Here is a 12,986-nt window from a genome sequence, read left to right as displayed (position 1 = left end):
GGATGTAAAATGATTTACAAGCAAATTACTTTCCGTGCGGCTATGCAAATGGTAGTTGAAGATGATATTAAAAGATTATTCTTTGAAAATGACAACGGCTTATGTAGAGCAACAGAAGTTAGATACAGTCTGACGAACCTGAAGAACTATAAATGGTTCAAGCAAATTCCTGAAGAAGTTGAATTGCAGAAAACCAAAAAAGAACCGAATCCACCTGATTTCCGGGAGGGATGAGGTTTATTTTTATGCCTTTAAGGGGGGGAGAAAGTGTGAAGGTACAAAGATTCGACAAGGTAATGATCCTGGACTATCAGGAAACGCCTGAAGGTTATCTGACAGTAGATGCCCCCATTACGCGACCAGGCGTGTTTCCTTATCAACGGAATGACGGGACGGTCCAAATGGAAGCGAAGCTACCGGATGATGTCTTCAGTGATTTAACCATCCGCTCCGCTCGTTCAAAGGCAGTCACAGACGGCCATCCAAATGAACCGGTGACATTGGCTAATCACAGTCAATATTCAAAAGGGTTAAGCCACCGAGACAGCCGCGTTGAAAGTGGCATGTTGATGGTTTCGCTGACCGTAACCGATGCCGCTCTGATTGAGCGAATCATTACGGGAGACCAGCGAGAAATTAGTATTGGATTCCTCTCAGATGTAGTCGCCGAGAGCGGCAGCTATAAAGGGGACTCTTATGAATACGTACAACGCAATATTGATATCAACCACATTGCGATTGTGGAGCAGGGGCGCGCCGGTCCCGATGTGAGTATTCGAAATGACAGCTCGGCGTGGCAAATTGAAACAAAAAAAGAAGGAGGCACCAACATGTCAGTATTTAAGATTGACGGTAAAGATTATGAAGTAGATCCAGCGGTAAAAGGACGTTTAGATGCGCTTGAAGCTAAACTCGAAACTGCAGAGAACAAAGCAAAAACAGTGGATACGCTGCAAGGGAAATACGATTCCCTCGATACCGAATATCAGCAGGCGAAAACAGATCTTGAAGCCGCAAAGAAAAACAATTTGTCTGAAGATGAATTGGACAAGAAAGTTCAGGAGCGGGTTGAATTGGTTTCCGGGGCATCTTCATTCCTTGGGGATGCATTTGATTTCACAGGCAAGAAAGAACGCGAAATCAAAGAAGCAGTTATTCAGAAGGTGAAGCCGGACTTTAAAGGTGATGGCAAGTCGGATGAATACATCAATGCATTCTATGATGCAACGGTGGAACGTTCGAAGCAAGATGGATTCTCTTCTACTGGAGACAATCACTTGCATACTGGCGACTACAAAGGCGATGCAGGCCTGGACGACAAGCGCAAGCAGCGTTTGAACATGCAAAATTCTAAATAAGAAAAGGAGCGATAGGAAATGCCGATTACCACATATGGGAAATATTTGTCCGAAGCTAAAGTAAAAGGGAAATTAGCCAATTACCAGCCATATAGCGCATTGACAAAAGGCGGAGGGGCACTGGTTGCATTTGGAATTGCTGTCCAGCTCGGAACGGATCGTGAAACGGTCGTGCCATTTACCGGAGGAATTTTTGAAGGTATTGCTTTGGCTCAAGAGCCGCATGACTGGGTAAATAATGCCGATGATCAGAACTATCCCGTTCAAACGCCAGTTGCTGTCGTAACCCAAGGCGTTATCTGGGTTGAAGTGGAAGAGGATGTTTTGAATGGCGATCCAGCTGTTATTGATAACACAACTTCCAACTTCCGCCCTGGCACAACCGCTACTGAAACCGTAACAGCTTTGCCAGGTGCACGATTCCGCTCCGCTGCTGTTGCCGGAGATCTTGCCCAATTAGAAATCAACCTACCTTAACCAAGAAAGAGGAGTGAAGTAAAGATGCCGACATTAAAAGAAGATGCGTTGATGCGTCCGCAGGACCTTCAAGCAATTGATACAGTCATTTATGAACCAAAGAAAGAAGAATTAATCGGTCGGACGTTATTTGGCATGAAAACAAACATCCCTGCAGGTGCTGAGTCTTATGCCTACGATGTAATGACGCGTTCTGGCGCTGCTAAAATCTTAGCTCCAGGAGCGGATGATATTCCATTGGTCGATGCAGACAAACGCCGTGAAACGGTTCGTCTTTATTCGATTGCTGCTGGTATCCGTTATTCTGTTCAGGAATTACGTCAGGCACAGATGATGAACATGCCAGTAGATGCTTCGAAAGCGGAAACGGCTCGTCGTGCGATTGCGGAAAAAGAAAACCGCTTAATCTGGCATGGAGATCCTAAATACGGAATTCGTGGAGCGGTTAACTCAGAGGGGATTCAGACAGTGGCAGTCGATGCAGGAGCGTCTACAGCTACAGAATGGGCTGAGAAGACGGGGAAAGAAATTGTCACAGATATTCGCAAAGCGCGTAATCTGGTGAACCGCTTGCCTGGCCATACTGCTAATACATTGGTCTTGACTCCAGGAGCGATGGAAGCATTGGAAGGCGAGTACAATGCGAATACGGATAAAACCATCCTTGAGTACATCCGTAGCCAAAACTGGTTTACAAACATTGTGGCCACTTCTGATTTGGAAGGACAAGGCGTAGGCGACACAGACTGCTTCTTAATCTTGGATAATTCGCCCTCTGTTATCGAAATTCTTTTGCCGATGGATATCACACGCCATCCGACAGAGTACAAGTTCCCGAACTACAAAGTCCCATTTGAAGAGCGTACAGGCGGTGTCCTGACGCGTTATCCAATGGCAATCGTGAGAGGAGATGGAATTTAATGCCGATCGTACACAATAAAGGTTTATATGTCCGTCATGCTGCAGGTGTCATGCTTGTGCCAGGAGTAAACAATGTAAAGGATGCGGATTGGAAGAAGTTCAGTGCTAATCCGCTAATGAAAAAGCTGATTGCTGACAAGGAAATCGAAGGCCATGAAAAAGCACAGAGCACCAAGGACATGAACGTGACAGAAGCCGTTAAGTTGGTACAAGATACGTTTTCTCCTGAATTGTTGCTGGAATGGGCGGAAGCGGATGAGAGAAAAGGTGTTCAAGAAGCCATCCTGGCGCAGCTTGATGAACTTCAAGGAAAGAACAGTAAAGACGAAGACTGAGGGGGCTGATCTGAATGGATGCTCTAACAACAGCTCTTAAAGTGCAATCAATTGCCAAGCATTTAAAAGCAGTAACACCAGAAGACTTAGAAATCTATATCGAGGATGCCTCATTGGAGGTGTCCTCTTCTTTGATTTCAAAAGAATACCGGGAAAAAGCAACGCGTTATTTGGCTGCACACATGGCTTCTCTTAATGTTCGGCAGCTGGTGAATCAAAAGGCTGATGGTTTGTCTCAAACGTTCCAGGCTACGGCAGGCGCCGCTCCTGGACTTGATTCGACATCGTATGGTCAGGAATACTTGAGAATCCTTCAAATGTTCAAGGCTCGGCCATCACTGAAGTTGACGGTGCTTTGATATGGCTCAAAACCGGATGAATATCAGAGTGCAAGAAGACAACTTCCCACAGCTGCAGCAATTAATTGATGATCTGACTAAATACCGACTTGAGATTGGTATCTTCGGTGAAGATGATGGTTCTGGCGAATCCTATGTGATGATTGCCAACGTCCATGAATTTGGTGTCATCATTTCAAAGGCGACTGGAAACATTGTCATTCCGGAGCGGTCCTTTATGCGTTCGACATTTGACGAAAAGGAGCGGGACTGGGCGAAGTTCATGGAAAGCCGTCTCAAGAAAGTGCTCAACTTCCAAATGACCGTTGAACAAATGTATGACCAAGTGGGTGCCAAAGCCGTTTCCGATATTCAAAAGAAAATCAGAGACTTGCGTGACCCACCGAACGCGGAGAGCACCATTGAAAAGAAAGGCTCTTCAAATCCCTTGATCGACTCGGGAGATATGAGGCGTCGTGTGACTTGGAAAGTGGTGAGGATCTAATGTTGTTTGATTTCGGCAGTCTTTTTGCGGAGTACAATCGGCCATTCCAGTATCTTCCTCAATCGGCTAGTTATCGGGATTTTGAAAAAGGTGGGCAAATGATTTCTGGCATACCCGCCGAACCAGTGGATATGGAAGGTATCATTCTCCCGCTCTCCAATGATGATCTTAAATTCGATACAGCAGGCACGTATACCAAGCAGGACCGGAAGCTTTACTTGGAAGAACCACAGGTTCTAAAAGAGAACGACCAGCTGCTCATTGATGAACTGGTTTACCGGGTGATGGCAGACAAACCATACAGCTACTATGCAGGATTCAATATCTATTTTCTCAAGCGGACAACGATAGGGGATGCGAAAACATGATTACTGTTGACCAACGAAATCAATTGGTTTTAGCGATTTATCAGCAGTTGAATATCCCTGTGATACCCGCAGATGATGATGGAGACATCCCGCCGCGGCCATATATAGTATATAGCATCATTCGGGACAATGGCAGTAATGGACAAGACAGTTTGTCGGAACGTGTGGATGAAGCTACCGAGATTTTATTCCAAGTGTATGAAAACCAAAAAGAAGGAACGCTTTCTTTTACTGTTCATTCTGAAAGCCGAGATGTTGCACAGTCCTTATGTGCGGATCTTAAAAACTTCTTTGAGCGGAGCGGCCGAGCAGAAGTGGAGGCTGCCGGTTTTGCTGTCATCGACGTTGAGACAGCCCAAGACCGCAGCATTCGGTTTGAGGATCATTACGAGCGACGCCGTGGGTTTGACGTAAGGCTTCGGTACATCGACCGCTCCGAATATGCTGAACAAAGTATCGATGAATTAACTTTATAAGAAAAAGGAGGCAGTAACATGCCATTAAGTGACGTAAAAGTACGCATTAGCACGGTGAAACCAATTGGCACCGTAGGATTTGGCACGCCATTAATTGTGGGTGAAAAGACGGGTGGTCATCCCTATACCGAATACATTGATTTAGAAGGTCTTGCCGTTGATTTTGACGACACGACAGAAGTGTACGCCATCGCAGAGACGGTCATGAACCAAGAAAATCGCCCCGCTCGCTTTGCTGTAGCTGCATTTGATCCTGAGTCAGTCGCTGTAGGAGAAAGCACGACAGCTGCAGACTTGGTAGAGGAATTGCTTGGCCAAGATTGGTATTTCCTTCTGGCTGAAGAGCGGGATCCAGTGAACATCGTAGACATTGCGGAAGTGGTTGAATCAGCTTCTGCAAACGGCCTGCCGAAATTATTCAGTTCTCAGGTCCCGACAGCAACCGATTTAACCGGCTTCGGTGAATTAGATCGGACGTTTATTGCCGTCCACCCTGATGATGAACGCATTGACGCGGCTATTGTCGGAGCGGTTGGGTCTCGTGAGGTTGGTTCTGTCACATGGCAGGGGAAAACCCTCAGAGGAATTACCCCGCAGAAGCTTTCAGCTGCTGACCTTGATGCCATTGAGAGCGTGAATGGTTATGCATATGTGAAGAAAGCAGGGGACGATGTGACATCTGAAGGCAAAGTGCTTTCAGGCGAATACATCGACGTTATGCACGGCATGGATTGGATCAAAGCGAATATCGAACAAACGGTTCAGCAAATCAAGAACCGCTCCGGTAAGATCCCTTACACAGATGGAGGAATTTCCACTCTTGAAGCAGGAGTCTTGTCCGTTTTGAAAACCGGCTACAATCAGGGCATCATTGCCGAAGATGAGGGTGGCAATCCATTGTACACAACGACCTTCCTTAGCCGCGCTGAGATGTCACCAGAAGACCGAGCGTTGCGCCGCTACACAGGCGGCAGATTTACATTTGAACTAGCAGGAGCCATCCACACAGCGGAAATCAACGGCTCTGTAAGCTATTAAGGAGGGATAATTCATGCCAGTAGGAGTATATGATTCCAGTAAAGTAATTCTCACGGTAGACAACGTTCACATTACCGGATTAGCAGATGGGACGTTCCTGACATTCGAATCGGACGCAGATGGGTTCTCGTACGCAGTGGGTGCAAACGCAGGGGATGTTGTCGTTTCTGAAACGAATGACGAAGTACGCACAGCCACAGTCACACTGCAGCAAACAAGTCCTTACGTGAAGTACCTGGACGATATCGCCAAATCCAAACGGATGGTGCCGGTATACGCCATGAATAACAATGAACCAAAAGAAAAGTCTGGTGGCACAATGGCGCGGATCCAGCGACCGGCTGCCCGCTCTTATGGCAAGGAAGCAGAGAATCGGGAGTATACCATCGTCGTATTTGATTACACGGAAGACTGATTTGAATGAAGCTAAACAAAAATAAACAAAGCAGAGAAACGAAGCAGTCCAATCGGGCTGCTTCTTTGTATTTAAAACAAAAATCGGAGGTCGACAGAATGGCTAAAATTGGAACGAAAAAACAGGTAACAGTAGAAGGAACAGAATTCACTTTTCAACACCCAGGTACACGTTCATTCACACAGATTCAGGATCGCATTCAAAACGAGAGCGGTAATTCATCGAATGAAAAATTAGCAGAAGAAATCTTTAAGCACGTAATAGTAGAACCAAAAGTGGATTTCGAATACTTCGATGAACATGAAGGTTTTGAAGAAGTTTTAAAAGAAGCATACTCCTTTCTTAGAACTGGAAAATAAAGGTGAAGAAGAGTCTTGGTATAAACAAAAGGTGATTCGGAACTGGCTATTTTGGCGACCAATCACTTCGAAAGTCCTTACCTACTCGGAAGCTATCAGAATGAGCATGCATCAGATTTATGAGGTCAATGCTGCCATGGATCGGCACATCGAATTAGAAAAAGCGGCAATGAATGGCAAGTAAGATAACCGCTCTTTGCAGAAGGGAGGGAGGATATGTCAGTAATACGTAATTTGCTCGTCAATATTGCGGCCGATTCTAATCCTTTGAGTGATTTAAACAGAGAAATGCGGGAAATGAATAGCCTCACAAACTCTGGTAGCTCAGAGCTTAACAAGATGGCTAAAAGTAATAATTTGGCGGGCAAGGCAATGAAAGGGTTGGCTGTCGGAGCTGCGGCTGCAGGAGCGGCTGTTGCAACTGTCGGAGCAGGTTTTGCTGCCGCTATCGTTGGCGCAAGCAATTACGATCAGGCGATGCGAGACATCCAAGTGACCACTGGTGCAACAACTAAAGAAATGGCTGAAATGAAAAGTATTTCCGAGAATCTCTATTCTCAAAATTTTGGAGAAGATTGGAATGATTTAGCGGACGCTGTCTCTGCTACCAAGAGCGTGACGCAATTGGCCGGAGAAGAACTGGAAATTGCAACAAAGAATGCGTTGATTTACCGGGATACTTTCAAGGCTGAAATTCCAGAGTCTATTAAAGTAGCAGACACGATGATGAAAAACTTTGGTATGACAAATACCGAGGCATTCAACCTCTTAGCACAAGGTGCGCAAAAAGGGCTAGATAAATCAGGGGAATTGTTGGATAGTGCCAACGAATACGCGCCTCAATTTAAAGCTCTCGGATTTACTGGAAATGAAATGTTCGACACGTTCAGTGCCGGATTGGAAAATGGTGCTTTTAACCTCGATAAAGTCGGCGATGCGGTTAAGGAATTTAATATCCGAAGCAAAGATGGTTCCGATGCAAGTTCACAGGCCTATCAAGCTTTAAACATGGATGCCGCTCAAATGACGAAAACCTTTGCCGCTGGAGGGCCAGCTGCAAAACAAGCATTTGACACAGTGGTTCAAGCGATAGCTAAAGTAGAAGATCCGGCTAAAAAGACCGCTATTTCTGTCGGATTATTTGGTACACAAGCCGAAGATTTAGAATCCACTGTAATTGCGGCAATGGGCGGAGCACGCAAACAATTCGATATGACCAAGGAAACAATGCAGAGTATTGCAGATATCAAATATGAGTCGATCGGACAATTCTGGCAAGGGATGGGACGGCAAATCGAATTGGGGATTGTCATACCGATTAGTAACCATGTATTGCCCGTGTTAAATCGATTGTCAAAAGGTGTTGCCGCTTATATGCCTATCGTTACAAGGGCTATTGACGATGGAATGGGGAAAGCGGGAGCTTTATTATCAGGAATGCCTGGTCTATTCAGTGGTACAATTTCAGGGATGGTCGATTTTCAATCACGAATTACCAAGGCATTTGGCCAAGAAAATGGTTTAAAAGTGATTACCTTCTTTTTAAAAATAAAAGAAGGTATGGTTTTGGCAGAAACATATTTAGGGAAAGCGAAAAGCTTAATCAACGGTGTTACAGAGGCGTTTAAAGGAAGAACTACTAATTCGGCAATGATATTAGCAGGGATAGGATTAAGTAAGGAGACAATTCTCCAAGTACAAACCATTGCCGCTCAAATTGTAGAAGAAGTAAAGTTCAGATTTGATGTATTGAAAACAGTCGCACAAAGTATTGGCAAATTCTTTGTTGCCGCCTTCAATTACCTGGCACCAATCATCATTCCCGCTCTTCAGGCAGTTCTGACATTTGCAGGTGGCATCTTTAAAAAGATACGTGATTTTTGGGAATCAGATGGTCAACAACTTATGGAAGCAGTCTCGAATGTGTTTCAAGGCATCTTCAAGGTCATTGATTTTGTTATGCCTGTTGTTCTTGGAATCATTAAAATGGTTTGGACAAACATCAAGGGTGTAATTAACGGTGCCCTGAACGTAATCATGGGAGCGGTCAAAGTATTTAGTGGATTGTTTACTGGCGACTTCGGCAAGATGTGGGAAGGTGTAAAACAAATCTTCTTTGGAGCGGTAGAATTTGTTTGGAACTTTATACAGTTGACTTTCTTCGGGAAAATACTCGGAGGTGTCAAAGCATTTGTATTAAGTTTCCGTGGATTCTTTACGGATCTATGGGGCGGTATTGTCTCCCTATTCAGAGGTGGCGGCACCCAAGCTATGATCACGATCCAAACAGCTTGGCAAAGTATATTACGACTAACTAGAGGTGTATTCACAAACATTTCGACATTCCTGGTAAATACATGGAACTCAATTAAATCTATGATTTCAGGAGCTTTTACAGGTATTAAGCTCATATTTACACAAGGTTGGAGTTTCATTAGAACTACAACTACCAATGTGTTTGGAAGTGTATGGATATTTATTACACAAACTGTGGGCAACATTTTCACACGTATTCGAGATACATGGACTTCCATTCGAAACACAACGTCCAGTACATTCGGAGAAATTTTCAACACGATCAAAACCCGCTTCACCAACATTGTTGATGCTGCTAAAGCATTGCCAGGAAGAATTGGAGCAGGCATTGGGAGTATGGCTTCCAAAGTGACGTCCGGTGTTACATCTGTAATCAATACCCTTGCTTCAACTTTAGGTAAAGGCGTAAATGGTGTAATCGGGGGCGTCAACTGGGTACTCGGAAAAATTGGCGTAGCTGAAGGAAGTCATATCGATGCGTGGCCAGTTCCTCAGTGGGCAAACGGTACTGGGAAAGGCTCGCACCCTGGCGGTCCCGCTCTGATCAATGATGGACGTGGCTCAAATGCCGGTCAGGAGTTGATCCGCACGCCCGATGGCAAGATGGGTATGTTCAATGGCAAAAACATCATTGCAAACCTTCCAAAAGGAACTCAGGTTCTTTCTGCTACTGATACCCGAGGCTATGTGGGTGGAATTCCTCAATACAATAGCGGGACGGCTGAGGATTCAGGATTCTTTTCACAAGCGAAAAACTTTGTTTTCGATAAAGCTTCTGATCTTTATAACGGAGCTAAAAACATTGGCGGAAAAGTAGTAGATGCGGCCTTTAGTGTATTTGACTACGTAAAAAACCCAAGTAAGCTGCTGGATTTGGCAATGACAACACTTGGCATCTCATCTCCTGAAGGCGGCAATTTTATTGGAGACATGGCCAAAGGAGCCTTTGGTAAAGTCAAGGACGGTGCCATTGGCTTCGTGAAGAAGAAACTGGACGCTTTCTCTGCTGCATCAAGTAGCGGCATTGCGCTCACTGGCGGTAATGGTGGCGGATTTGGAGCCCCATTCCAGTTGACGAGCCGACCGGGTCCACGTAATACGGGAATTCCTGGAGCTTCCCGGATGCACAAAGGGTGGGACTGGGCCGCTCCTGTAGGGACGCCAATTCCTTCGGTCTCGAATGGTATCGTTACCCGCAACAGCTGGCATCCATTGAGCGGTAAGTTCGTTGAAGTCCGCTCCGGTAATTTAGTCCATCGCTACCAGCACAATAGCCGAAACGCAGTCAGTGTTGGCCAGCAAGTAGCAAAGGGGCAAACAGTTGGTTACGTTGGATCTACCGGCGTTTCATCAGGCCCTCACCTTCACTATGAAGTGAAAAAAGGATTCGCAAAAGGCACGAACGGACCATTGAAGAAAGCGACAACAGCATGGGTCGGAGAACGTGGTCCGGAATTAATGCACTTGAACAAAGGCACCGAAATTTTCAGCAACAATGAAAGTAAGTCGATGGCTGCCGGTGGTAATTATCCAAGAACATCATCTTCAAACGGAGCAGTTTTCCATACAGAAGTTCATGTTACTGTTCAAGGAAATGCAGATGAAGGAAGTATCGAGAAACTGAAAAGAGCCATGCGTGACGAATTAGACGAACTGTACGATCGATTTAACCGGCAGATGGCATTCAGCAGGGAGGGATAGGAATGGAATTGAACGGCAAAGCGGTGCTGGAAGGATATGAGCTTCATGTCAGCACCGAGGATTATGATCACGGCGGAGAAGTCACCAGCCATAAGACAGAGGCAGGCTTATCGCTTACGGATCATGTTTTAAGTGAAGCGCAAATGGTATTGCTGTCCGGCATTCTTGTCCGTCCTACGCAGGAGCGGGTGCAAACCCTCATCAATAAATTGCTGGATTGGAAAAAGAACGGAACGGTACTGCAGTACGAAGGACGTCAGATAGTTCAGAATGTGCTGATCGAGACATTTAGTTTCAGTGCAGACAAGAGCATGGCGAACGGATTCAGTTTCAGTATGAAATTAAAACAGGTAAGGTTTGCGGAGATTACTTATATCCCGCAAACCAAACCTGTTACCAATGGCGGACAGAAACAAACCCAAAACAAAAAGACCGAGGTCTATCATCTGGTGAAAAGAGGAGACACATATTGGCATCTATCCAGAAAATATGGTTCAACCGTTAAACAATTGCAAACGTGGAACAAATATCCGGATAGATTTATACCTGTCGGCGTAAAACTCAGAGTTAAATAATCATCAGAATGGTATAATTACTATACGGACTAGGGTAGCTCCCGAAGAGAAGGCACCCACCTTCCTGTCCGTAAATTTATATGGGGATAATCTGGGAGGTTATCGATATGCAGGAAATTTGGAAACCGATTCACGGGTACGAAGGACTTTATGAAATCAGCAACATGGGAATAGTCAGAGCGTTAAAGAAAAAAGCATACCGTAAAGACGGGACATACCACAAAACATATCCAGAGAGAATTTTAAAGCCGGAAATTATGAAATTGAATTATCGGCGAATTCAGATATCCAAAAATGGGGTACGTGAAAAAATATTAATTCATCGATTGGTAGCCAATCACTTCCTTGATAACGACGAAAATAAACCGGAAGTCAATCACAAAGATGCCGACTCAAGCAATAATCATGTTTCAAATCTTGAATGGGTAACTCGAAAAGAGAATATCGTACATTCATTTGATAACAATTTAGTTTTCCGAGGAAAAGGAGTTCAGCTCTATAACGCCAAACTTACAGATGAAAAAGTAAGGGAAATGAGAAAAATGCACGCTACCGGGGCATGGAATTTTTCTCGAATCGCTGAAAAGTTTGGTGTGAATCGAAAAACTGCTAGCGACGCAATTCGCGGGGTTACTTGGAAACATATAGATTGATAAAAGCGCTTATGGCGCTTTTTTTCGTGTCTAAAAAGAAGGTGAAATAAGATGAGGTTTGAACATTTACCAATTGAAAAAGAAAACATTCCGTATCGATTTGATATGGCATTACCTATTGAAATTTTTACTTTTGAGATCCGCTACAATGATACACATGATTTTTTTACCATCGATCTAATTGTAGATGACGAAGTACTCGTCCTCGGAGAAAAAGTAGTCTATGGCGTCCCGTTGTTTGAAGACGTGTATGATGACCGATTTCCGGCACCGACGATCGTTCCGCTGGATGAATCCGGCAATGAGCAGCAGGTTACGTTCCAGAATCTTGGAGAAACCGTCTTTCTGGTGGTGATGAACCAATGAAGTTGTTCGGAAGATATGCGGAAATCAATTGTGCGGGCATGACCATAACCAGTGAAGCACTGGACTTGGAATTTAATGTGCCATTCGACAGCGATGTGGAGCCAAATGAATCGGAGATTCAAATCTTCAACCTGACAGCCGATACCATTAACCGGTTCAAGAAAAATCAGAAACTGGTGCTGAATGCCGGATACCGTGGAGATATCGGAGTGATTCTATCAGGCTACATTTCCAAAGTGAAAACGGATCGGCAGGGAGCCAATAAGTTAACCACGATCTATGTGTTGGATTCGGTCCCGCTAGATACTGCAAGAACATTAAACAAAGCCTACAAGAAAAACATAAAAGCCTCGCAGATCATCAAAGATCTTTTGGCCATTTTAAAGCTCGACGCAAAGGTACAGCTCGTCAAAGACAAGACCTATGCGAAGGGCTATACCCTTGATGGGGAAATCGTGGAGGCTCTTTCCGGGTTAGCGAAAGAATGCGGAACCACCTTCTTTATCAGCAAAGGCAAAGCCTACATCAGTCCGGTCCATAGCGGTGAAGCCAGTACATTCATCTTGAATGAAGAAAGCGGCCTTGTGGGGACACCTGCTCCATTTGAAGAAGAAAGTTTGTCCGGATATTCTGTCACTTCCTTGCTGCAGTATCGCCTGGCCACAGCAAATGCAATCACGTTGGATTCAAGTGTGGCAAAAGGAAAGTTTTATGTGTATTCCGGACGGCATCGATGGGGCGGGAGCGAGTTTGTTACAGAATTAGACTTGATACAGTAGGAAGTG

17 protein-coding genes are annotated in these 12,986 nt (G+C 44.9%); all 17 read left to right on the top strand.

Annotation, left to right across the window (positions count from 1 at the left end; all coding sequences use genetic code 11):
• Positions 1–9 precede the first annotated feature (9 nt).
• Positions 10–234, top strand: a complete 225-nt coding sequence (locus AC4EG4_RS01905; protein ID WP_490986792.1) for a hypothetical protein — start codon at positions 10–12, stop codon at positions 232–234.
• A 35-nt stretch (positions 235–269) separates the two neighbouring features.
• On the top strand, positions 270–1,358 hold the full coding sequence (locus AC4EG4_RS01900; protein ID WP_490986791.1) for a DUF2213 domain-containing protein: 1,089 nt from the start codon (positions 270–272) through the stop codon (positions 1,356–1,358).
• Between the two features lie 18 nt (positions 1,359–1,376).
• Entirely contained in the window at positions 1,377–1,835 is a 459-nt protein-coding gene (locus AC4EG4_RS01895; RefSeq protein WP_490986790.1) for a structural cement protein Gp24, read from the top strand.
• A gap of 24 nt (positions 1,836–1,859) precedes the next feature.
• Positions 1,860–2,756 carry a DUF2184 domain-containing protein gene (locus AC4EG4_RS01890; RefSeq protein WP_490986789.1) on the top strand — a complete coding sequence of 299 codons (897 nt, stop codon included), beginning with the start codon at positions 1,860–1,862 and terminating at the stop codon, positions 2,754–2,756.
• The gene (locus tag AC4EG4_RS01885; protein ID WP_490986788.1) at positions 2,756–3,091 is read left to right on the top strand and encodes a hypothetical protein; all 336 of its coding nucleotides are present in this window, start codon (positions 2,756–2,758) and stop codon (positions 3,089–3,091) included. Before AC4EG4_RS01890 ends, AC4EG4_RS01885 begins: the two co-directional genes overlap by 1 nt.
• 14 nt (positions 3,092–3,105) lie before the next feature.
• Positions 3,106–3,450 carry a DUF4054 domain-containing protein gene (locus AC4EG4_RS01880; protein WP_490986787.1) on the top strand — a complete coding sequence of 115 codons (345 nt, stop codon included), beginning with the start codon at positions 3,106–3,108 and terminating at the stop codon, positions 3,448–3,450.
• A gap of 1 nt (position 3,451) precedes the next feature.
• The gene (locus AC4EG4_RS01875; RefSeq protein WP_490986786.1) at positions 3,452–3,934 is read left to right on the top strand and encodes a hypothetical protein; all 483 of its coding nucleotides are present in this window, start codon (positions 3,452–3,454) and stop codon (positions 3,932–3,934) included.
• Positions 3,934–4,302 carry a hypothetical protein gene (locus AC4EG4_RS01870; protein WP_490986785.1) on the top strand — a complete coding sequence of 123 codons (369 nt, stop codon included), beginning with the start codon at positions 3,934–3,936 and terminating at the stop codon, positions 4,300–4,302. Before AC4EG4_RS01875 ends, AC4EG4_RS01870 begins: the two co-directional genes overlap by 1 nt.
• Positions 4,299–4,778: a phage neck terminator protein gene (locus tag AC4EG4_RS01865; RefSeq protein ID WP_490986784.1), complete on the top strand. Its 480-nt coding sequence runs from the start codon at positions 4,299–4,301 to the stop codon at positions 4,776–4,778. The genes AC4EG4_RS01870 and AC4EG4_RS01865 overlap by 4 nt, the downstream gene beginning before the upstream one ends.
• A gap of 18 nt (positions 4,779–4,796) precedes the next feature.
• Positions 4,797–5,816, top strand: coding sequence for a DUF3383 family protein (locus AC4EG4_RS01860; protein WP_490986783.1), 1,020 nt, complete (start codon positions 4,797–4,799; stop codon positions 5,814–5,816).
• A gap of 13 nt (positions 5,817–5,829) precedes the next feature.
• A complete protein-coding gene (locus AC4EG4_RS01855) occupies positions 5,830–6,231 on the top strand; it encodes a phage structural protein (RefSeq protein ID WP_490986782.1) in 402 nt (133 codons plus the stop codon).
• Positions 6,232–6,329: 98 nt separating this feature from the next.
• Positions 6,330–6,590 carry a hypothetical protein gene (locus tag AC4EG4_RS01850; protein ID WP_490986781.1) on the top strand — a complete coding sequence of 87 codons (261 nt, stop codon included), beginning with the start codon at positions 6,330–6,332 and terminating at the stop codon, positions 6,588–6,590.
• 216 nt (positions 6,591–6,806) lie between these two features.
• On the top strand, positions 6,807–10,607 hold the full coding sequence (locus AC4EG4_RS01845; protein ID WP_490986780.1) for a peptidoglycan DD-metalloendopeptidase family protein: 3,801 nt from the start codon (positions 6,807–6,809) through the stop codon (positions 10,605–10,607).
• Between the two features lie 2 nt (positions 10,608–10,609).
• A complete protein-coding gene (locus tag AC4EG4_RS01840) occupies positions 10,610–11,182 on the top strand; it encodes a LysM peptidoglycan-binding domain-containing protein (RefSeq protein WP_490986779.1) in 573 nt (190 codons plus the stop codon).
• A gap of 107 nt (positions 11,183–11,289) precedes the next feature.
• Positions 11,290–11,835 carry an NUMOD4 domain-containing protein gene (locus AC4EG4_RS01835; protein WP_490986778.1) on the top strand — a complete coding sequence of 182 codons (546 nt, stop codon included), beginning with the start codon at positions 11,290–11,292 and terminating at the stop codon, positions 11,833–11,835.
• Positions 11,836–11,886: 51 nt separating this feature from the next.
• Positions 11,887–12,201, top strand: coding sequence for a phage baseplate plug family protein (locus tag AC4EG4_RS01830; RefSeq protein WP_490986777.1), 315 nt, complete (start codon positions 11,887–11,889; stop codon positions 12,199–12,201).
• Positions 12,198–12,980: a phage protein gene (locus tag AC4EG4_RS01825; RefSeq protein ID WP_490986776.1), complete on the top strand. Its 783-nt coding sequence runs from the start codon at positions 12,198–12,200 to the stop codon at positions 12,978–12,980. The genes AC4EG4_RS01830 and AC4EG4_RS01825 overlap by 4 nt, the downstream gene beginning before the upstream one ends.
• Positions 12,981–12,986: the final 6 nt, after the last annotated feature.

The organism is Planococcus sp. TJ-201 (assembly GCF_058268495.1).
The sequence above is the reverse complement of the archived record's forward strand: the minus strand, read 5'-3'. Positions and strand labels throughout refer to the sequence as shown.

Bases quoted from the DNA above. Each gene is read 5' to 3' on its own strand.
- AC4EG4_RS01885 (WP_490986788.1), top strand. From the start codon at position 2,756: ATGCCGATCGTACACAATAAAGGTTTATATGTCCGTCATGCTGCAGGT.
- AC4EG4_RS01830 (WP_490986777.1), top strand. From the start codon at position 11,887: ATGAGGTTTGAACATTTACCAATTGAAAAAGAAAACATTCCGTATCGA.
- AC4EG4_RS01855 (WP_490986782.1), top strand. From the start codon at position 5,830: ATGCCAGTAGGAGTATATGATTCCAGTAAAGTAATTCTCACGGTAGAC.
- AC4EG4_RS01835 (WP_490986778.1), top strand. From the start codon at position 11,290: ATGCAGGAAATTTGGAAACCGATTCACGGGTACGAAGGACTTTATGAA.
- AC4EG4_RS01880 (WP_490986787.1), top strand. From the start codon at position 3,106: ATGGATGCTCTAACAACAGCTCTTAAAGTGCAATCAATTGCCAAGCAT.
- AC4EG4_RS01905 (WP_490986792.1), top strand. From the start codon at position 10: ATGATTTACAAGCAAATTACTTTCCGTGCGGCTATGCAAATGGTAGTT.
- AC4EG4_RS01840 (WP_490986779.1), top strand. From the start codon at position 10,610: ATGGAATTGAACGGCAAAGCGGTGCTGGAAGGATATGAGCTTCATGTC.
- AC4EG4_RS01870 (WP_490986785.1), top strand. From the start codon at position 3,934: ATGTTGTTTGATTTCGGCAGTCTTTTTGCGGAGTACAATCGGCCATTC.
- AC4EG4_RS01895 (WP_490986790.1), top strand. From the start codon at position 1,377: ATGCCGATTACCACATATGGGAAATATTTGTCCGAAGCTAAAGTAAAA.
- AC4EG4_RS01875 (WP_490986786.1), top strand. From the start codon at position 3,452: ATGGCTCAAAACCGGATGAATATCAGAGTGCAAGAAGACAACTTCCCA.
- AC4EG4_RS01850 (WP_490986781.1), top strand. From the start codon at position 6,330: ATGGCTAAAATTGGAACGAAAAAACAGGTAACAGTAGAAGGAACAGAA.
- AC4EG4_RS01845 (WP_490986780.1), top strand. From the start codon at position 6,807: ATGTCAGTAATACGTAATTTGCTCGTCAATATTGCGGCCGATTCTAAT.
- AC4EG4_RS01825 (WP_490986776.1), top strand. From the start codon at position 12,198: ATGAAGTTGTTCGGAAGATATGCGGAAATCAATTGTGCGGGCATGACC.
- AC4EG4_RS01860 (WP_490986783.1), top strand. From the start codon at position 4,797: ATGCCATTAAGTGACGTAAAAGTACGCATTAGCACGGTGAAACCAATT.
- AC4EG4_RS01890 (WP_490986789.1), top strand. From the start codon at position 1,860: ATGCCGACATTAAAAGAAGATGCGTTGATGCGTCCGCAGGACCTTCAA.
- AC4EG4_RS01865 (WP_490986784.1), top strand. From the start codon at position 4,299: ATGATTACTGTTGACCAACGAAATCAATTGGTTTTAGCGATTTATCAG.